This is a genomic window from Delftia acidovorans NBRC 14950 (assembly GCF_001598795.1).
GTDB lineage: Bacteria > Pseudomonadota > Gammaproteobacteria > Burkholderiales > Burkholderiaceae_C > Comamonas > Comamonas acidovorans.
Map to the genome: position 1 here is coordinate 212,591 of NZ_BCZP01000009.1, position 20,092 is coordinate 232,682.

General features: G+C 67.0%; 16 protein-coding genes. 10 read left to right on the forward strand and 6 right to left on the reverse strand.

Annotated features, from left to right (window positions below; all coding sequences use genetic code 11):
• The first annotated feature begins 156 nt into the window (after positions 1-156).
• Together fliD and DA1_RS14265 are read left to right on the forward strand one after the other, a co-directional pair.
• Positions 157-993 carry a flagellar filament capping protein FliD gene (gene fliD, locus DA1_RS14260; RefSeq protein ID WP_034393847.1) on the forward strand — a complete coding sequence of 279 codons (837 nt, stop codon included), beginning with the start codon at positions 157-159 and terminating at the stop codon, positions 991-993.
• 41 nt (positions 994-1,034) lie between these two features.
• Positions 1,035-2,840, forward strand: coding sequence for a methyl-accepting chemotaxis protein (locus DA1_RS14265; RefSeq protein WP_034393844.1), 1,806 nt, complete (start codon positions 1,035-1,037; stop codon positions 2,838-2,840).
• Between the two features lie 46 nt (positions 2,841-2,886).
• On the opposite strand, the gene DA1_RS14270 is transcribed toward DA1_RS14265, so the two are convergent.
• Both DA1_RS14270 and DA1_RS14275 read right to left on the reverse strand, forming a co-directional pair.
• Positions 2,887-3,294, reverse strand: coding sequence for a hypothetical protein (locus DA1_RS14270; RefSeq protein ID WP_034393841.1), 408 nt, complete (start codon positions 3,292-3,294; stop codon positions 2,887-2,889).
• Positions 3,295-3,400: 106 nt separating this feature from the next.
• A complete protein-coding gene (locus DA1_RS14275) occupies positions 3,401-3,790 on the reverse strand; it encodes a hypothetical protein (protein WP_034393838.1) in 390 nt (129 codons plus the stop codon).
• Between the two features lie 207 nt (positions 3,791-3,997).
• On the opposite strand from DA1_RS14275, the gene DA1_RS14280 reads away from it, so the two are divergent.
• From DA1_RS14280 to DA1_RS14295, 4 genes are read left to right on the forward strand one after another with little or no spacing between them, the layout of a single operon-like run.
• Positions 3,998-7,543 (forward strand): response regulator, encoded by a 3,546-nt coding sequence (locus DA1_RS14280; RefSeq protein WP_034393835.1) that lies wholly within the window; start codon positions 3,998-4,000, stop codon positions 7,541-7,543.
• 13 nt (positions 7,544-7,556) lie between these two features.
• Positions 7,557-8,396 carry a CheR family methyltransferase gene (locus DA1_RS14285; RefSeq protein WP_012205655.1) on the forward strand — a complete coding sequence of 280 codons (840 nt, stop codon included), beginning with the start codon at positions 7,557-7,559 and terminating at the stop codon, positions 8,394-8,396.
• Positions 8,396-9,010: a chemotaxis protein CheB gene (locus tag DA1_RS14290; RefSeq protein ID WP_034393833.1), complete on the forward strand. Its 615-nt coding sequence runs from the start codon at positions 8,396-8,398 to the stop codon at positions 9,008-9,010. The genes DA1_RS14285 and DA1_RS14290 overlap by 1 nt, the downstream gene beginning before the upstream one ends.
• Positions 9,011-9,058: 48 nt before the next feature.
• Positions 9,059-10,189, forward strand: coding sequence for a hybrid sensor histidine kinase/response regulator (locus DA1_RS14295; RefSeq protein ID WP_034393830.1), 1,131 nt, complete (start codon positions 9,059-9,061; stop codon positions 10,187-10,189).
• A 35-nt stretch (positions 10,190-10,224) separates the two neighbouring features.
• Here the strand turns inward: DA1_RS14295 and DA1_RS14300 are convergent, their stop codons facing one another.
• From DA1_RS14300 to DA1_RS14315, 4 genes are all read right to left on the reverse strand, one after another.
• Positions 10,225-10,593, reverse strand: a complete 369-nt coding sequence (locus tag DA1_RS14300; protein ID WP_034393827.1) for a response regulator — start codon at positions 10,591-10,593, stop codon at positions 10,225-10,227.
• A gap of 185 nt (positions 10,594-10,778) precedes the next feature.
• Positions 10,779-11,594 carry a metallophosphoesterase family protein gene (locus DA1_RS14305; protein WP_034393824.1) on the reverse strand — a complete coding sequence of 272 codons (816 nt, stop codon included), beginning with the start codon at positions 11,592-11,594 and terminating at the stop codon, positions 10,779-10,781.
• Positions 11,595-11,617: 23 nt separating this feature from the next.
• Positions 11,618-12,625 (reverse strand): diacylglycerol/lipid kinase family protein, encoded by a 1,008-nt coding sequence (locus tag DA1_RS14310; RefSeq protein WP_034393822.1) that lies wholly within the window; start codon positions 12,623-12,625, stop codon positions 11,618-11,620.
• A 157-nt stretch (positions 12,626-12,782) separates the two neighbouring features.
• Positions 12,783-15,416 (reverse strand): bifunctional diguanylate cyclase/phosphodiesterase, encoded by a 2,634-nt coding sequence (locus tag DA1_RS14315; RefSeq protein ID WP_034393821.1) that lies wholly within the window; start codon positions 15,414-15,416, stop codon positions 12,783-12,785.
• 440 nt (positions 15,417-15,856) lie between these two features.
• Between DA1_RS14315 and DA1_RS14320 the strand changes: the two genes are divergently transcribed.
• From DA1_RS14320 to DA1_RS14335, 4 genes are all read left to right on the forward strand, one after another.
• Positions 15,857-16,339 (forward strand): YjfI family protein, encoded by a 483-nt coding sequence (locus DA1_RS14320; protein WP_230590827.1) that lies wholly within the window; start codon positions 15,857-15,859, stop codon positions 16,337-16,339.
• A 41-nt stretch (positions 16,340-16,380) separates the two neighbouring features.
• Positions 16,381-17,091, forward strand: a complete 711-nt coding sequence (locus DA1_RS14325) for a PspA/IM30 family protein (RefSeq protein ID WP_012205647.1) — start codon at positions 16,381-16,383, stop codon at positions 17,089-17,091.
• A 74-nt stretch (positions 17,092-17,165) separates the two neighbouring features.
• Positions 17,166-17,834 carry a hypothetical protein gene (locus DA1_RS14330; RefSeq protein WP_013802385.1) on the forward strand — a complete coding sequence of 223 codons (669 nt, stop codon included), beginning with the start codon at positions 17,166-17,168 and terminating at the stop codon, positions 17,832-17,834.
• Positions 17,835-17,932: 98 nt separating this feature from the next.
• On the forward strand, positions 17,933-20,008 hold the full coding sequence (locus DA1_RS14335; protein WP_012205645.1) for a hypothetical protein: 2,076 nt from the start codon (positions 17,933-17,935) through the stop codon (positions 20,006-20,008).
• Positions 20,009-20,092 lie beyond the last annotated feature (84 nt).

A 20,092-nucleotide genomic window follows, 5' to 3' on the forward strand; every position in this document is an offset into this window, starting at 1 on the left:
GCGGCGGACATTCGTTCCAGCGCAGCAAAGCCTGCAAGTCGTGGGCAAGGGGCCTGCTTTTCCCCGCATCGCTGCGGCGGCGTCCCGGTAGTCTTCCTGCCAAACCGTGGACGGGCCTCGCGCCCGCGCCATCTGCCAACTCACAGGGAAGAGAACATGAGCATCAGAACCGACAACCTGAACGTGCAAAGCCTGCTGGCCCGCGCCCAATCCAAGCTCAACAGCAGCACGACGCAGGCGGCTTCGGATTCGGCCGGCAAGAAGAGCGCTGCGGAGACCAGCGCCACCAAGACGGACAGCAACAGCACCAAGACCGAGACCACTGAAGCGGAAAAGGTGCGCAAGCTGGCGCCGTCGCTGACCAAGGCGCACGAGCGCATCGTGGCCCAGGCCCAGGCGGGATCGACTTCGCTGTCGGCGTTGGGGCAGTTCAAGTCATCCCTGGTGGACCTGGCCTCGGCGGGCAAGGATGTGGCCGCGCTCTCGGCCACCAGCACCACCCAGTCGGTGCAAGGCGCGCTGGAAAAGCTGGTGGCGCGCTATAACTCCAGCGTTGCCAAGGGCAGCGTGAGCGCGGCGGCCGGTTCTTCCACCGATGTGGGTGCCACCCGCGCCCTGCGCGAGTTGCGCTCGGCCATCATGAGTGTCACGGGCAGCGCGACCGCGCCCAGCCTGGGCAAGCTCGGCATCGTCCAGCGCCAGGACGGCACGCTGGCGGTGGATGCCAAGGCCCTGGAAAAGTCCATGGCCGCCGATGCCGCCGGCGTGACCTCGGCCCTGGCCGGCATTGGCAAGGCGGTGGAGAGCAGCGCCAACTCTGCGCTGTCCACGGGCAGCCGCCTCAGCTCGTCCATGGCCAGTCTGGGTGACCGGGTCAAGACGCTGCAGCAGCAGCAAAGTGCGGTGGTTGCCACGGCCGAGAAGCTGGGCGACTCCCTGGTCGGTTCGGCCAACTGGAACCGCATGGTGCTGGACGCCTACCTCAAGAACTGATTTCAGCACCATCCCCGCCCTGCATCCTGCTCCCGGAAAACATGAAAAACCTGCGCATCGGCCTCCGTCTCGGAGGCGGCTTCACCATTCTTTTGCTGATCATGCTGTTGATCAGTGTCACCAGCATCGTCAGCATGGGGCACATGGCCCGCTCGACCACGGAAATCACCGAGGTGGCCCTGGCCAAGGAGCGGATGATCAGCGACTGGTTCCGCAACATCCACTCGGGCTCGCGCCGGACCACGGCCATTGCCAAGAGCAGCGATCCTTCGCTGGCCACTTTCTTTGCCGAAGACGCGGCCGAGTCCTCGCGCCAGTCGAGCAAGCTGCAGGACCGCATCGAACCGCTGCTGCAGACGCAGGAAGAAAAGGACATCTGGGTCGAGATCAAGAAGGCGCGCGCCGGCTACCTGGCGGGCCGCGACGTGGTGACCAAGGCCAAGGCCGAAGGCCGTGCAGAAGATGCCGAGCGCCTGTTCACCCAGGAGTACCAGCCCGCCACGCAGCGTTATATAGAGATCGTGCAGCGCCTGCTGGACATGCAGCGCGCCGCCATAGACAGCTCCGCCGCGGAAGTGCAGGTGCGTTTTTCTGCCAGCCGCGCCACCATCATCGCCGTGGTGTCCCTGGCCGTGGTGCTGGGCGCGCTGGCCGCATGGTGGATCACGCGCGGCATCACCGTGCCGCTGGCCGAAGCCCTGCGCGTGGCGCGCACCGTGGCCAACAACGACCTGACCAGCCGCATCACCGTTGATTCGCGCGACGAAACCGGCCAGTTGCTGCAGGCGCTGCGCCAGATGAACGACAACCTGGCCCAGGTCGTGGGGCAGGTGCGCTCGGGTGCGGACAGCATCGCCACGGCTTCGGGCGAGATCGATGCGGGCAACCAGGACCTGTCCTCGCGCACCGAGCAGCAGGCCAGCTCGCTCGAGCAGACGGCTGCCGCCATGGAGGAGCTGACCAGCACGGTCAAGCAGAACGCCGAGAACGCACGCCAGGCCAATCAGCTGGCCGCTTCGGCATCGCAGACTGCGGTGCAGGGCGGCAAGGTAGTGGCGGGCGTGGTGGACACCATGGGCGGCATCAGCGAGTCCAGCCGCAAGATCGCCGACATCATCGGCGTCATCGACTCCATTGCCTTCCAGACCAACATCCTGGCGCTGAACGCTGCCGTGGAAGCGGCACGTGCCGGTGAGCAGGGCCGCGGCTTTGCCGTGGTGGCGGGCGAGGTGCGTGCGCTGGCCCAGCGCAGCGCCTCGGCAGCCAAGGACATCAAGGACCTGATTGCAGACTCCGTGTCCAAGGTGGACGCGGGCACGCGCCAGGTGGCCGAGGCCGGCCGCACCATGGACGGCATCGTGCAAAGCGTGCAGCAGGTCAGCGACCTGGTGGCCGAGATCACGGCCGCCAGCCAGGAGCAAAGCAGCGGCATCAACCAGGTGCACCAGGCGATTTCGCAGATGGACACGGTGACGCAGCAGAATGCCGCGCTGGTCGAGGAAGCAGCAGCTGCGACCGGCTCGCTCAAATCCCAGGTGAATCAGCTGGCGGCCGCCGTGAGTGTGTTCCGCATCGACGGCTTGGCGCCGGCCCGTGCAGGGACGGGAGCAGCTTCGTCTTCAGTACCTGCCGCGCGCGCGCCTTCTGCGGCAGCGCCCATGCGCCCTGCGGCCAGACCGCTGGCCGCGTCCGCCCCTGCTGCTGGCACTGCCCCTGCTGCTGGCACTGCACCTGCTGCTGCCGCACGCAGCGCCTCTGCCGCCCCAGCGCCCGCCGCAAAGCTGCCTGCCGCCCGGCAGACCGTGGCGGCCAAGGGCAATGACGACGGGGACTGGACTTCGTTCTGAGTCCGCCCGGCTACGGTTGAGTTCTGCCGGGTTTGGCCGAGTTCAGCTACTTGGGGGCGCCCAGTTGGTACTTGGAGCCCTCGCCCTGGCCATCGGTGATGGCGGCGGCCTGGCCGGCGGCCGGGTTCACGCCGCCGGCATCTTCCTTGTTCGTGGCTCCTGCGCCGCTTGCGGGCTCCGATGCCTTGGCGGGCAGGGGCGCGGCTGGCGGCAGGGGCTCGTGCGGATCCCCCTTGGCATGGGGCATGACCTGCTCGGCCATGATCACGGGCTGGCCCAGCAGGGGCTTGTCCGGCGGGGGCTGGTTGAAGCGCGGCACTTCTGCCATGGGAAATCCCGCGCGCGTTGACGAGGTCTCGCCCGAGCAGGCGGCCAGCGTCAGCAACGAGGTTGCGGCGACGCCCAGGGCCAGCCGTCTGGCGAGTGTCGTGGCCTGCACAAATTCATGGGGCATGGTTGTTCTCCGATGTCGATCTTCCGGCCGACATGCTCCCATGTGTCCAGGACTGGTGGCGTAGGTCCATGCCGGATTCCCGGTGACAGGCCACCGCAATCCTTGCTCAGGGCTGGCTGCCGCTGGCCTTCCACGATCCATCGGACTGCTTGCAGAACCAGAAGCGCCAGTTTTCCGAGGTCTTTTTCAGGCGCACGTCGGCCGACAGCAGGCGGCAGCTTCCGGCCGAGCCGGTCTGCACGGTCTGCTGCGGCTGCAAGGCCATCGTCACGCGCTGGTTGGTACGGTTCGGGCGGCTGGTCCATTCGGTCACGGAGCCGTCGGCGGCCTCGTTGAGCACCTTGGCCACGGTGGCCTTTGCGTCGGGCAGGTCCCTGGCGGGAATGCGTGCGGCGATGGTGTCGTTGAGGAAGATCAACGCTGCGGCATTGGCGCTGGTGGACACCAGCGAGGCGGCGGCGGCCAGCGATGCGACGGTGAGGGCAAAGGTTTTCATGCAATGGTTCCTGGAGTGTGGGCCGACGACCGCAGCGGGATGTCGGAAGGAAGGTATCGGGCCATGTTAACGGCTGCCGTGGTGGCGCCGTGCGTCGCGCACCGCTGAAACCAGCGCGGACTGCGGCCGAGTGCTGCCGAGGGCCGCGCAAAACCGTTACAGTCCCTGGCGGATTCCTTCGTCCATTTCCGCCAGAAATTCCACTGCATGCCACGATCTTCCAGCCACCAGACCACCCAGCGCTTTGCCATTCCATGGACGCTTGTTGCAGGCTTTGGTGCAGCGGCCCTGGCCACCCTGGTCATCGCCTTCGTCAATTTCCGGGCGTCCGAGGCGCGGGGCCAGGCCGTGAATGCCATGGACCGCACCACGCTGGCCATGCGCCAGCTCAGCCAGCTCAATGCCTCGCTCAAGGATGCCGAAACCGGGCAGCGGGGCTTTCTGCTGACGGGTGACCAGGCCTATCTGCAGCCCTACCAGCAGGCGCGCGATGTGCTGCAAAAGCAGCTGGAGGCGCTCAAGGCGCGCACGTCCAGCGACTCCGTGCAGCACCGGCTGCTGGACCAGATCGAGGACATCTCGAGCCAGAAGCTGCGCGAGCTGCAGGAAACCATAGACTTGCGCAAGGCTGGCGACCTGGACGCCGCCATGGCCCTGGTGCGCCTGGACGTGGGCAAGAACGCCATGGACCGGCTGCGCGAGCTGATCGATGATCTCTACACCCGCCAGACCCGTGAGCTGGAGCAGCGCCGCCAGCTGTGGGTGGAGGCATCCACCACCTCGACGTACTACTCCTGGGGCGGCTCCCTCATCTTGCTGGGCCTGATCCTGGCATCGGCTGCGCTGACGGTGCGCGAGTACCGCGTCAAGGCGCGTCAGTCGTGGGTGACGTCGGGTCTGTCCGGCCTGGGCCAGCAGTTGCAGGGCGACCGTCGGCTTGAAGACCTGGGCCAAAAGGCACTGGAATATCTGGCCACCTACCTGCGCGCCGAGGTGGGCGCCGGCTATGTGGTGGACTGCGCCGACGGCGGTCTGCGCCTGTTCGGCGGCTATGCCTTGCCGCGCGAGCGCCTGCAGCACAAGCTGCTGCCCGGCGAGGGCCTGGCGGGCCAGGCGGTCGCCTCGCGCAAGCTGCTGCATGTCAGGGACGTGCCCGCGCAGCACCTGCCGATTTCCTCGGGCACCGGCCAGTCCAGCCCGTTGCAGCTGATGGTGGCGCCCGCCATGGAGAACGGCGAAGTGTTCGCCGTCATCGAACTGGGCTTTCTGCGCGGGGTGAGCGAGGCAGAGCGCAGCCTGCTGGAGCGGGCGTCCGAAATGCTGGCCGTGGCCATCCGCTCGGGCCTGGACCGTTCGCGCCTTGAGACCTTGCTGGAAGAAACGCGCCGCCAGTCGGAAGAGCTGCAGGCCCAGCAGGAAGAGCTGCGCGTGAGCAACGAGGAGCTGGAGCAGCAAAGCCGCATCCTGCAGGAGTCGCAGACGCAGATGGAGCACCAGCAAAGCGAGCTGGAGCAGACCAATGCCCATCTGGAGGAGCAGACCCAGCAGCTGGAGTACCAGCGCGAGCAACTGCTGCGTGCCCAGGGTGCGCTGACCGACAAGGCGCACGAGCTGGAGCTGGCCAGCCAGTACAAGAGCGAGTTCCTGGCCAACATGAGCCACGAGCTGCGCACGCCGCTGAACTCCACGCTGATCCTCGCCAAGCTGCTGGCCGACAACAAGCCCGGCAACCTGCAGGCCGATCAGGTCAAGTACGCACAGACCATTCATGCGGCGGGCAGCGACCTGCTGGCGCTGATCAACGACATCCTGGACCTGTCCAAGATCGAGGCCGGCCAGGTCAGCGTCCTGGTGGAGCCCATGACCATCGCCACCGCCTTGCAGGCGCTGATGGAGCCGCTGCGCCCCATCGCCCGCGAAAAAGGCCTGGAGCTGACATGGACGGTGGACCCCGGCGTGCCGGCCTCCATGCAGACCGACCCCATGCGGCTGGCCCAGGTGCTCAAGAACCTGCTGTCCAACGCGCTCAAGTTCACGGCCAAGGGCTCGGTCGACCTGCAGGTGTCCCGCGTGCCCGGGGGCATGCTGGCGTTTGCCGTGCGCGATACCGGCATCGGCATTGCCGAGCAGCAGCAGCAATTCATCTTCGATGCCTTCCGCCAGGCGGACGGCAGCACGCATCGCAAGTTCGGAGGAACGGGCCTGGGTCTGTCGATCTCACGTGATCTTGCCGGGCTGCTGGGCGGCACGCTGACCGTCTCCAGCACGCCGGGGCAGGGCAGTGTGTTCACGCTGACCGTGCCTGTGATCCTGGCGCTGGTGGAGTCTGGCCAGGCCTTGGCTGCCGCGCCGCTGCCCCGCCCGGCGCGGGAATCGCTGGCGAATGCGCAGACGCAGACACAGACGCAGGTGCCGGTGTCATCGCCCGCGTCCGTGCCCGCCGTCGCCTCGGCCCATGTCGCGCCGGCTGCGCCCGCGTTCGCGCCGGCCATGTCGCCAGCCATGTCTGCGCCGATGCTGTCGCCTACGTCGTCCGCGGCGGATGCCCTGCGAAAGAGCGGGCAGAGCGGGCGCCGCATCCTCGTCATCGAGGACGATCTGCGCTTTGCCGACATTCTTTCCGAGCTCGCGCGCGAGATGGATTTCGAATGCGATGTCGCCAACACCGCGTCCGACGGCTTGGCCATGGCGGCAAGCAACCAGCCCAACGCCATCGTGCTGGACATCAACCTGCCCGATTTCTCGGGCCTGGGCGTGCTGGATCAGCTCAAGCGCAACCCCGTCACGCGCCACATTCCCGTTCACGTGGTCTCGGTGGCCGACTATTCGCAGGAGGCCATGGGACGCGGCGCCGTGGGCTACGCGCTCAAGCCCGTCAAGCGCGAGGAACTGGTCCATGCCCTGAAGCGGCTGGAGGCCAAGTTCACCCAGGACCTGCGCCGCGTGCTGGTGGTGGAGGACGACGAGCGCCAGCGCGAGAGCGTGCGCCACCTGCTCAGCCGCAGCGACGTGGACATCGTCTGCGCGGGCACGGCGGCGGCGGCGCTGGAACATCTGCGCGGCGCCACCTTCGACTGCATGGTGATGGACCTGAACCTGCCCGACATCAGCGGCTACGAGCTGCTGCAGCGCATGACGGACCAGGACGATGTTTCCTTCCCGCCTGTCATCGTCTACACGGGCCGCGCGCTCTCGCGCGATGAAGAGCAGCAGCTGCGGCGCTTTTCCAAGTCCATCATCATCAAGGACGCGCGCTCGCCCGAGCGCCTGCTCGACGAGGTCACGCTGTTCCTGCACCAGGTGGAGTCCGAGCTGTCGGCCGAGCACCGCCAGATGCTGCAGGTGGCGCGCAGCCGCGAGTCGGCGCTGGAAGGGCGCACGGTGCTGGTGGTGGAGGACGATGTGCGCAATGTGTTCGCGCTGTCCAGCATCCTGGAGCCCACGGGCATCCGCGTGGAGATCGCGCGCAACGGGCGCGAGGCGCTGGAAACCCTGGAAGCGCGGGGCACGGCGCAGGCCGGCATCGACCTGGTCCTGATGGACATCATGATGCCCGAGATGGACGGCTACACCGCCATGCGCGAGATCCGCAACCGCCCGCAATGGCGCCGCCTGCCCATCATCGCCCTGACCGCCAAGGCCATGAAGGACGACCAGGAGAAATGCCTGGCCGCCGGTGCCAACGACTACATCGCAAAGCCGCTGGACGTGGAGAAGCTGCTGTCGCTGGTGCGGGTGTGGATGCCCAAGTAGCAAGGAGGACGCGATGCCTCAGCTGAAAAAAGCCCGCACCGCCGACATCGAGCAGCGCCTGCTGATCGATGCCATCTACCACCGCTACCACTACGACTTCCGGGGCTACGCCCAGGCCTCGCTCAAGCGGCGCCTGCAGTCGGCCCTGGTGCAGTTCGACTGCAAGACGCTGTCGCAGCTGCAGGACCGTGTGCTGCACGATACAAGCGTGTTCCCGGCCCTGCTCGAGTACCTCACGGTCCAGGTCAGCGACATGTTCCGCGACCCGACCTACTTCCGCTCGCTGCGCACCGAGGTCGTGCCGCTGCTGCGCACCTATCCCTCGCTCAAGGTCTGGGTGGCCGGCTGCAGCGCGGGCGAAGAGGTGTATTCGCTGGCCATCCTGCTGCATGAAGAGGGCCTGCTGGACCGCACCCTGATCTACGCCACCGACATCAATCCCCATGCGCTGAAGGCGGCAGAGCAGGGCGTGTTCGACATGGCGCGCGTGGCGGCATTCACCGACAATCATGCGCGCTCGGGCGGGCACAGCTCGCTGTCGCACTACTACACGGCGCGCTATGGCCGTGTGGTCTTCGACAAGGGGCTGCGCGAGCACATGGTGTTCTCCGACCACAGCCTGGCCACCGACAGCGTGTTCGCCGAGATGCACCTGGTGTCCTGCCGCAACGTGCTCATCTATTTCGAGCGCGAGCTGCAGGACCGGGCGCTGGGCCTGTTCCGCGATGCGCTGTGCCATCGCGGGTTCCTGGGCCTGGGCTCCAAGGAGTCGCTGCGGTTTTCAGGGCATTCGGAGGCCTTCGAGGACTTCGTGCTCGAAGACCGCATCTACCGCAAGAGGGCCGGGCTGTGATGCCCGCGACCACGAACACACCCGCCTCGGACGCCGCCACAGCCTACGAGGCCATCGTGATCGGCGGCTCGGCAGGCGCGCTTGATGCGCTGTCCGTGGTGCTGCCCACGCTGCCCGCCAGCCTGCGCGCTTCGGTGCTGGTGGTACTGCACCTGCCGCGCGACCGGCGCAGCCTGCTGGGCCAGCTTTTCGGGCCGCGCTGCGCCCTGCCGGTGCGCGAGGTGCAGGACCAGCAATGGCTGGAGCCGGGCTGCCTGTACTTTGCGCCGGCCGACTACCACCTGCTGGTGGACAGCGGGCCCAGGCTGGCGCTGTCGCTGGATGCGCCCTGGCATTTTTCGCGGCCCTCGATCGATGTGCTGTTCGAGTCGGCTGCCGACTGCTATGGCGAGCGCCTGCTGGCCGTGCTGCTGTCCGGCGCCAACGAGGATGGCGCCCAGGGCATGGCCAGCGTGCACGCGGCCGGCGGCCTGGCGGTGGTGCAGTCGCCAGACAGTGCCGCAATGCAGACCATGCCGCGGGCGGCCCTGGCCCGCGTGCCACAGGCCCAGGTGCTGGCGCCGCAGGGCATTGCCGCGCTCATCGCATCGCTGCACGGCCAGGGGAGGCTTTGAATGTCCATTCAGCGCGCTCCCACCAGACAAAATACCGAGAGAGAATCCATGTCCCAAACAGATCGCGTCAAATGCCTGATCGTCGATGACATTGCCGAGAATCTGATCGCCATCGAAGCGCTGCTGCAGCGCGACGGCATCGAGTTCCTCAAGGCGCATTCCGGCCCCGAGGCGCTGGAGCTTTTGCTCGACCATGGCGATGTGGCGCTGGCCCTGCTGGACGTGCAGATGCCCGAGATGAACGGCTTCGAGCTGGCCGAACTGATACGCGGCAGCGAGCGCACGCGCCACATCCCGCTCATCTTCATGACGGCCGGCTCGCGCGAGCACAACTGGCAATTCCGCGGCTATGAAAGCGGCGCCGTGGACTTTCTGTACAAGCCCATCGACCCGCACATGCTGACCACCAAGGCCAATGTGTTCTTCGAGCTGCACCAGCGCAAGCAGGCGCTGGCCCAGCAGCTGCAGGAGCGCACCGAGGCGCTGCGCATCAACGAGATGTTCATGGCCGTGCTCAGCCACGACCTGCGCACGCCGCTGCAGTCCATCAAGGCGGCGGCCACCGTGCTCACGCGCCAGCCCGATCCCGGCAAGGTGGCCAACATGGCCGAGCGCATGCTCAGCAGCAGCCAGCGCATGTCGCGCATGATCGAGGATCTGCTGGACGTGACCCGCATCCGCCAGGCAGAAGGCCTGCCGCTGTCGCCCCAGCCGGCCAGCCTGCAGACGCTGCTGCAGCGCACGCTGCAGGAGGTGGAGACGGGCTTCCCGGAGCGGCGCCTGGAAAGCGAGATGCTGGGCAATCTGGAAGGCATCTGGGATGGAGAACGCCTGTGCCAGGTGCTGACCAACCTGCTGGGCAATGCCATGCACCACGGAGATCCCGCGCAGCCGGTGCAGGTGACGGCCGATGGCCGCCAGGACGATCGCGTGTCCATCACGGTGCGCAACGGCGGCACCATTCCCGCGGAACTGCTGCCCACGCTGTTCAACCCGTTTCGCGGTGGTGAACGCCGGCCCGGCCAGCACCAGGGACTGGGTCTGGGGCTGTTCATTGCGCACCAGATCGTGCGTTCGCACGGCGGGCGCATCGATGTGCGCTCCGCCGACGGAGTGACCAGCTTCAGGGTGGAATTGCCGCGCGAGGCGGCGGTGGGAGGCTCCAAGGCCGTGCTGTGACGGCGGGAGCCGGGGGGCGCGAAAGCGCGAACGCTTCAGTGGGCGGGGTTGCCGAGCGCTTCCTGGATGGAGTCCAGCAGCGTCTCCAGGTCCTCGATCTCGAAGGGCTTGAGCAGGGTCCGCACATGGGAGCCCCAGGCCGTGGGGTAGGGTCCCAGGTCGTAGCCGGAGCACAGGATGATCCAGCGCTGGGCATCGGCCTCCAGCAGCTGCCGCGCCAGGTCGGTGCCTGACAGACCGGGCAGGCTGACATCGGAAACCACCACGTCGAAAGGCTGGGCCGCATCCAGTTCCAGGGCCTGCTCGGCGGTGGCGCAACTGGTCACGAAGCGTGATTCGCTCTCCATCAGCAGGCCAATGGTTTCGCGCAGGTCGGCATTGTCTTCAACGTACAGGATTCGCATATCTCTTTGTTGCAGTGCATCATGCTGCTATCAAAAAGGCAGCATTGACGAGGGCTGATCATCCACACCCTCGGGCGGCCATCGCGTAGGACAGCATGCAAACTTTTCTGCCGCCGCCTGCATGGAGGCCGAGGCTATGGATTGTGCAATACAACGAAGAACGCCAGAACAAGGCTTGCGCGCGTTCAGCGGGTGGAGGCCTGCGGCGGGTCCAGAACATGCTTTTGAACGGGCAGGAATTCATCCGCCTGCCGTGAATAGTCCCAGCGCGTGAGCTCTCGGCGCCAGGCCGGGCCCTGTCCAGCCCAGTCCTCCTGCTGCTCCAGCGTGAACAGGCTGTTGGGCGCATGCGCGCGCAGCCGCAGCGATACCGCAGTGCCCGCCTGCGCCGCCCACAGTCCCGGCAGCGGCTGGACCAGGCCGGGGTCATGTCCATGGCCTGACAGCACCAACTGCGCTCCGGCGTCGCGCCAGGCCGCCAGGGCCGTTGCCGCGCGGTGCGGGCGGTGGCTGCGGTCCTGCGCATGGGCGGCGGCCAGCGGGTGGTGGCTGACCACAATGCGCCAGTCGCCGGGGCTGGCCTGCGCCAGCCTTTGGGCCACTTGCCGGATCTGGCTGGCCGACAGGCTGCCGCGCTGGTGGCGCCACCAGCGCGTGGTGTCCACGCCAATCACGCAAAAGCCCTGCTCTGCGCACCAGGGCTGCAGTTCGGCACTGATCCAGCGGGCGTAGCGATCATGGGCATGGCCGCCCAGCCGCTCCCACCAGGCAAGCAACGGCAGATCGTGGTTGCCCGGCACAACCAGGCGGCGCGGTACGGGAAGGGCATCGAGAAACTCGCGCGCCTGGGCAAACTGTGCGGCCGTGGCACGCTGGGTCAGGTCGCCGGAGACCACCAGCAGCGCCACGGGCAGACGTGCGGCCAGTCTTGCCGCGGCGGCGCACACGGCCGGATCGTGGGCGCCGAAATGCAGGTCCGACATATGCATGAGCAAAGCCATGGGCGTTCCTTGTCCCTTGATGATCAGGAGGAGGGCCCGGCCTCGCCCGGCACGATCAGCCACAGCGGCTTCTCGCCCAGGCGAAAACGAATGGGCGGGGCCATCCATTCGCGCTCGCCATCAAAGGCCACCTTCAGGCGCCGCGGGCGCCGACCTGCGGGCTCTGCCACCAGCTCGGTGCAGGCCAGGCTGGCCACCGCATCGTCCTGCGCCAGCCGTCCCAAGACGGCATTCCAGACCACGCGCGCCGGGGCCTCGCTGGCCTGTGGCAGCAGCAGCACGGCGGCCAGGTGCTGGCCGTCGGCCACGGCGCGGGCTTCGGCAATGCCCACGCGCTCCAGCTGCATCGGGTTGTTGCCTACGAACAGTGTGCTGGCCAGGTGTTCCTGCTGCTGCAGCGGCGCCTGGCGGTCGGAGCGCAGGGCGATGCGCCAGCGGCGCGCGCTGCCACCGCGAAGAATGCTCCAGATGGAGGCCGCAATGGCCACCAGCCGCGTGCGGCCAAAGCGTGTGGACGCGCGTTCGCGTTCGTCCAGCAGGCGCGGGTACAGGCCCAGGCTGGCGTTCACCAGAAACAGCCGTTCGTTGACCAGGCCCACGTTCACGGGCCGCATCTGGCCGGCCTGCAATGCCTGAAGAATGTCCTGCACGGCCTGGGCAGGCTCCAGCGACAGCGCCTGCTCGCGGGCGAAGTAGTTGAAGGTGCCCAGCGGAACCACGCCCATGGGCACGCCCCGCGCCCAGGCTGCGGCGGCCACCGCATTGATGGTGCCGTCACCGCCGGCGGCCACGACCAGGCCGCCATCCTGGCTGGCCCTGTCCACGGCGCGGGCGGCCAGGTGCACGATGTCGGCGCGTGCGCCAGGCACATGCCACTGAACGCTGCGCTGCTGCAGCGCGGGCACGCTGGTGAGGCGGGCGCGCAGCTGTTCCAGGTCGGCGCCTGGGCGCAGAGGCACGATCAGGTGGATGGGGCCGGCGGGGTCCAGACGGGGCGGGGGCGGCTGGCTCTCGGAATAGGTGGGCGTCATGGAAGGCGGGAGGCTGGAACAGGCGCCGATTGTTTCGTGGATTGCACCTGCATGTGCACCGGATCATGCAAGCGGCACACGTCAGCCAAAGCCGACAGGCAGGGCACCACAAGGCAGCAGTGGATCACCAGCGACTCCCTGGTGGCCCACTGGTGGCTCACTCGGGCCAGGGAGAGCGGTACTCCAGCATCTGCGCCAGCGGCACGGGCCGCTCGAACAGATAGCCCTGTGCATGCTCGCAGCCCAGGGCATGCAGCAGCCTGGCCTGGGCCTGCTCCTCCACGCCTTCGGCCACGACCTTGACGCCAAAGCCCTGGGCGATGCGCAGCACGGCGGTCACGATGGACTTGTCGGATTCGGACTCCGGCAACTGGCCGACGAAGCTCTGGTCGATCTTGATGCAGTCAAAGCGCAGGCGGCTGAGATAGGCCAGGGAGGAGTAGCCGGTGCCGAAGTCGTCAATGGCGATCTTCACGCCCAGCGCGCGGATGGCGGCAATGCGCTGCAGCGTGGCGTCGCTGTCGTCCAGCAGCATGGACTCCGTCAGCTCCAGGGTCAGCAACCGGGCGGGCAGGCCGCTGGTGGCCAGTGCCTGCTCCAGCGTGGAGGCGAAGTCGGACTGGATGAGCTCGCGTGCCGACATGTTGACGTGCAGCTCGAAGTCAGCAGGCAGCCGGGGCAGGTGGGAGGCGATGTCGTGCGCCGCCGTGCGCAGCACCCATTCGCCCACGCTCAGGATCAGGTCCGACTCCTCGGCCACCGGAATGAAGACGCCGGGAGGCACCATGCCGCGCGTCGGGCTGTTCCAGCGCACCAGGGCCTCGGCGCCGACCATGCTGCCTGTGGCCAGGTCCACCACGGGCTGGTAGAACACGCGCAGCTCGTTGCGCTCCACCGCCTGGCGCAGCTCCATGGCCAGCTGCGTGCGGCCCAGCATTTTCTGCGCCAGGCTGGGCTCGAACAGCAGGAAGGGGTGCGAGCCGCGCTGCGCCTCACCCAGCGCAATGCTGGCGTTGCGCAGCCACTCGGGCAGCGCGCCCGGCAGCAGCTCGCCGCTGACGGCGCCCGCGCAGGCGCGCAGCACGATGTCGTCCTTGCCCACGGAAAATGGCTGGTCGAAGATTTCCAGCAGGTGGCGGCATTTGTCCTGCATCTGCTGCGGCGTGCAGTCATGCAGCCACAGCATGGCGAACTCGTTGCTGGCCGTGCGCGCCAGCAGGGCAGGAAACTGCAGATGGTGGTTACGCAGCCGCTCGGCCACGGCCCGCAGCAACTGCTCGCCCGTGCCGTGGCCCACATCGTCGCGGACGCTGCGGAAATTCTGCAGCTCCAGCAGGCACAGCGCGGCAGGGCAGGGCGTGTTGGCGGCTGCAGCCGCATCGGCCTGCTCGATCAGGCCGGCGCGCGTGAGCAGCTGCGTCAGGCTGTCGTACTGCAGCAGGGTGCGCATGTGCTCGAACGATTCCTGCAGCCGCTGCGCCATGTTGTGGAAGGCCGAAACCAGGGACGATGTCTCGACCAGGGACGTATCCGGCAGCGCCCCTACCGCGCTCCAGTCGCCCTTGGCCAGGCGGTTGGCCGCATCGGCCGTCACCGCCAGGGGGCGCAGCGCCCGGCGCAGGCACCACACGCCCAGCCCCAGTCCCAGCAAGGCCAGGCCGAAAGCGAGGACCAGCGCATGGCGGCTGTCCGCCCGCATGCTGCTGACCAGATCGGATTCGGGCTGCAGCACCAGGATCCGCCAGTCGATGCCGCGTACATCGTGGAATGCGGTGACCTGGCCGTGGTAGATCTGCCCCTGTTCCTTGAAGCTCAGGTTGATGGTGTTCTGGGGGGCCGCTGGCGCCGATGGATCCGCGCTCAGATGCGCAGGCAGCAGGGCGGCCAGGCTGCGCAGCGCAAGATCGGGGCTTTCAGACAGCCGCAGGCGCACGGGTGGGTCATAGGGGCCTTCGCGCCGCTTCAGCACCGACAGCTCGGACGAGTGCGCCACCATGTAGCCCTGTGCGTCGACCACGGCGATATGGCCGTTGCCACGCAAGGGCTCGTCGCGCAGAAAGCGGTTCATGCTGCTCAGCCGCACATCGGCGGCCACCACGCCGGCCAGCTGGCCGGACACCCGCACTGAAGTGGATGCGGAAATCGTGGTATCGCCCCGGTCGCCAGTCACCGTGTAGATGGGCGACCAGTGCGGGCCGTCTTTGTGGATGGCAGGCTGGTACCAGGGGCGCACGCGGGGGTCGTAGCCTGCAAGGCTGGACATGGGCGGGCCGGGCTCCAGCCCCTCGAAGATCTGCAGGGCCCCCTGGGTGCTGCGGTCCTGAAGAATCAGGCGGTAGCGGCCATCGGGCTCCAGCCGCACCCCCGTGTATTCACCTTGTACGCCGCCAAAGCTCAACAGGCTGATCTGGTGGTGCTGGGCGTACAGCTCGGTGAATGAGCGTGTCAGATAGCCATAGATGGGGCGCAGGTCGCCGGGGGTGTAGAGCGCCTGCCGGGCCACGGTCTCGGCCAGGGCCTGCTGCACGCGCAGCGGGGTCTCCAGGTAATCGGCCAATTGGTGGCGCGTGGTGGTGGACAGGGAGTCGAGCAGCCGCAGGCTTTCGCGGTTGATGAGTTGGTCCACCTGGCGCTGCTGCCATGCCGCCAATAGCCCGGCCGTGACCACGAACACCGCTATGAAGGGGGCTGTGACTGCCGTGCGAAGTGAGAGCCTGAAGGCGGGCATGCAGAGGTTTCCGTAGCGTGCGCCGGGCAGCCAAGGGCCGGATCTGCCTGCGACAGCGGCCATTGTGCAGTGCCTTCGCAGCCCTGCGCCGCCGCCGCAGCAGTCCGCGCCTGGGCGCTCCTGTGGTTGATAGGAAAATTTGTTGATAAATGGTTTTCGGTAGAAAAAATGAATTCTTGATGGCGATTTGCCAGAACGCAAAGGCGGGCCGTGGCCTGCGCAAAGCCAGCCATTGCGCCACTCGGTTTACATATCCGTTTACAAATTGATCGCCATTACATGTAGACATCACATGTAATGGCCGCTATGGTATCCGCATGGAACAAAAGACATCAGCCCATTACCAGCGCCTGCACCGGCAACGGCTGCGCGAACAGGGGCTGGTGAAAAAGGAGGTCTGGATTCTTCCAGAGTACGGCGCGGCATTGCAGCAATTGGAAAAGCAAATGCGCGTGCCGGGATTGCAACCGGAATCAATGGTTCTCATCCACAAGGAGGGCGGCATGGACAACAGCAGACAGGCATATCGGGATATTCACGCCTTGGCGGGCGATCTGCAGCAATCGGCACTGGTGCAGGGCGGCCGGCTCCATATCGAGGTGCTGGAAGGCGCAGACGCAAGTTTGCTGGTCAGCCTGCCCGAATTCGGCGATCTGCCGGTGCATGTGGCGCTCTCGGGCGACCAATTGGTGGTGGAGGCCTTTCTGTGGCCCGCCGACCAGGTGCACGACCGCGCCGGTCTCAACGAGCAGATGCTGCGCCTGCAAAAACTGTTTCCCTTCACCACGATGGCGCTGGAACCCCAGGCCCACGGCGGCGAGGGCTACGTGATGTTCGCCGCCCTGCATGCCAGCAGCAGCGAGGGCGACATCATTGCCGAGATCCTGACCCTGGCCGACAGCGTCATCCAGGCCACCGAGGCACTGGCCCACTACCTGACGCCGGTGCCCGCCCCCACATCCGCATCCGCCCCCGCGCAGGCCTGACGCCCCGCCCGTTGAAGACACTGAGCCCCTAGGAGATCATCATGACCATCTGGAACAAGCTGGTGACAGCGTTGCGCGGCGCCGCCCACGAGGCCGGCGAGGCGGTGACCGACAGCCAGGCCCTGCGCATCCTGGACCAGGAAATCCGCGATGCCGACAGCGACCTGAACAAGTCCAAGGAAGCGCTGGCCGACATCATGGCCAAGCAAAAGCTGGCGGCCGGCAAGCTCAAGCAGACCCAGGAACGCATTGCCGAGTACGAGGGCTATGCCGTCAAGGCGCTGGACACCAGCGACGAGGCGCTGGCGCTGGAAGTGGCCGGCAAGGTCTCCGTGCTGGAGACCCAGCGCGACGAGGAGCAATCCCAGCTGGACGCCTACACGCAAAGCGTGGAGCAGCTGCGCGTGGCCATACAGACGGCGCAAACGCATATCAAGCGCCTCAAGCAGCAGGCCGACACGGTCAAGGCCACGGAAAGCGTGCAGCGCGCCCAGGCCACGGTGGCCGGCCGCTACGCAGGCTCGCAGACGCGCGTGCAAAGCGCGCTGGATTCTCTGGAGCGCATCAAGCAAAAGCAGGCCGAGCGCGGTGCGCGCATGGAAAGCGCGGCCGAGCTGGCGCGCGACAGCAGCGAAGACGCGCTGGATGCCAAGCTGCGCGCTGCCGGCATCACGCCCCAGGCGGGCAATGCGCAATCGGTGCTGGAACGCCTGAAGGCGCAGCGCGCCGCAACTGGCGGAAAAAACGCTTGATGCGCGGCCGTTGTCCAGGCAGGCACTGCCAGGCCTGCCGCCTCGGCTGCCGGATTTGAGGGGAGGGGAGAAACATGTCTGCGTTCCTGCAATACGCGTTTGGCTTTCCGACTTTCATCTTTGGCGCCTTGCTGCTGTTCATGCTGCTGTACTGGCTGATCGCCATGCTGGGCCTGCTGGAGGTGGACTCGCTGGACCATTGGGTGCTGTTCGACGGCAGCGACCATGCGCACGGCGTGGAGCATTCGGTCAGCGCGCTGGCCGGGCTGCTGCTCAAGGTGGGCCTGGGTGGCATTCCGCTCACGGTCATCCTCACCGCGCTGTTCCTGATGTCCTGGCTGGCCTCGTATGTGCTGTGCCATTTCGTGCCCATGCCGCAGGGCTGGACCCTGGTGAACCTGCTGACCGGCTCCCTGGTGGCAGCGGCAGCCATGGTGCTGGGCTTTGCCGCCACCGTGCTGCTGCTGCGCCCGCTGCGGGGCATCGTCAACAAGGTGGCGCCTGCAGAGGAGCCCAAGGTGCTGCTGGGCCGAACCGGCCTGGTGCGCAGCGCCGTGGTGGACGGCACGCAGGGCTACGGCAGTGTCGAGGACGGCGGCGCGGGCCTGAACGTGCAGATGCGCTCGCCCGAGCGCGCACTGGGCCGGGGCACCGAGATCGTGCTCATCGAGCACCTGCCCGAGCACAACGCCTGGCGCGTGGTCAGCAAGGCCGAGTTCGACGGCACCGAGCTGCCGCGCTAGTTCCGGGATTCCCACAAGGCCCGAGCGCCCGTTCGGCGGGCGCGGCCTTTCCGTTTTTTCAGCGTTTTCACAGATAGCAATTCACAGGGGAGATTCGCATGAACATGAGCAACATGGAGTGGTACATCGTCGCCGGGGTGGTGATCGGTTCCGTCTTCGTCGTCATCCTCGGGCTGTTCGCCCTGGTCAAGGCCTTCTACATCAAGGTTCCACAGGGCACGGCGCTGATCATCAACGACACCACGTCGCAGCCCAAGGTCAAGTTCACGGGCGGCCTGGTGCTGCCGGTGATCCACAAGAAGGAGTTCATGCAGATCTCGCTGCTGACGCTGGAGATCGACCGGCGCGGCAAGGAAGGCCTGATCTGCCGCGACAACATGCGCGCCGACATCACCGTGGCCTTCTACCTGCGCGTCAATGAAACGGCGGAAGACGTGCTCAAGGTGGCCAAGGCCATCGGCGTGGACCGGGCCTCGGACAAGACGGCCGTCAACGAGCTGTTCAACGCCAAGTTCTCCGAGGCGCTCAAGACCGTGGGCAAGCAGATCGAGTTCGTCAAGCTGTTCGAGAACCGCCAGGATTTCCGCGACCAGATCATCCATGTCATCGGCAACGACCTCAACGGCTATGTGCTGGAAGACGTGGCCATCGACTACCTGGAGCAGACGCCCAAGTCCTCGCTGGACCCCAACAACATCCTGGATGCCGAGGGCATCCGCAAGATCACCGAGCTGACGGCCAACCAGAACATCGTCACCAACGAGCTCGAGCGCAACTCCGACCTGGCCATCACCAAGAAGAACGTGGAGACCAAGGAAGCCATGCTGGCGCTGGAGCGCCAGCAGGCCGATGCCGAGGCGCGCCAAAAGCGCGAGATCGCCACCATCCAGGCGCGCGAGCAGGCCGAAACCCAGAAGGTGCAGGAGGAAGAGCGCCTGAAGGCCGAGCAGGCGCGCATCCAGACCCAGGAGCAACTGGACATCCGTGAGGAAAACCGCCAGCGCGAAGTGGCCGTGGCCCAGCAAAACCGTGAGCGTGCCGTGGTGATCGAGGTCGAGAAGGTCACGCGCGCCAAGGAGCTGGAGATCGTGGCCCGTCAGCGCGAGGTGGAGCTGCAGCGCATCGAGAAGGAAAAGGCCATCGAGGTCGAGAAGGCCAACATCGCCAACGTGGTGCGCGAGCGCGTGGTGGTGGAAAAGTCCGTGGCCCAGGAAGAGGAACGCATCAAGGAAGTGCGCGTGGTCTCCGAGGCCGAGCGCATGAAGCAGGTCACCGTGCTGACTGCCCAGGCCCAGGCCGAGGAAGACATGGTGCGCCAGGTCAAGAAGGCCGAGGCCGAAGAGGCTTCCTCGCGCCACAAGGCCGTGGAAGTCACGACCATGGCCCAGGCCGAGCTGGAAGCGGCCAGCAAGACCGCCGAAGCGAAGAAGAAGCTGGCCGAGGCCATCGAGGTCGAGCGCGCCGCGCCCGGCCTGGCCGATGCCAAGGTGCGCGAAGTCACCGCCGCCGCCCTGGAAAAGGAAGGCCTGGCCCAGGCCCGCGTGATTGCCGAGAAGCTGATGGCCGAAGCCAAGGGCCATCAGGAAAAGGGCCTGGCCGAGGCGCGCGTCATCGAGGCCACGGCCGACGCCAACGAAAAGCAGGGCCTGGCCGATGCCAAGGTGCTGGAAGAGCGCCTGCTGGCCCAGGCGCGCGGCGAAGCCCAGGTGGGCGCCACCAAGGCCACGGTCACGCGCGACGTGGGCATGTCCGAGGCCGATGTGCTGCGCGACAAGCTCTTCGCCGAGGCCAAGGGCCTGACCGAGAAGTTCACCGCGCTGGCCTCGCTGTCCGACCAGGCGCGCTCGCATGAGGAGTTCCGCATGCAGCTGGAGAAGAACTTCGAGCAGGCGCTGGCCGCCATCGAAGCCAACAAGAGCGTGGCCAAGGACCAGTCCGAGGTGCTGTCGGCCGCACTCAGCAAGGCCAACATCGACATCGTGGGTGGCGAGGGAGCCTTCTTCGACAACTTCGCCAAGGCGCTGTCCGTGGGCAAGGCCGTGGAAGGCGTGGCGGGCAAGAGCCCCATCGTGCAGGACCTGATCAGCAAGTTCCTCAGCGGCAAGGGCGGCGCATCGCTGCTGAACGCGCTGGGCGACGGCAAGGGCCTGCCGCCCACGCAGAGGGTCGACTGAACGGGGCGGCCGCCCGGCCGCTCCCTCCACCGGCTGCCCAGCCTCCCGCATCCGCCTTCCTCCGCCCGCCTGCCTGCCAGTCAG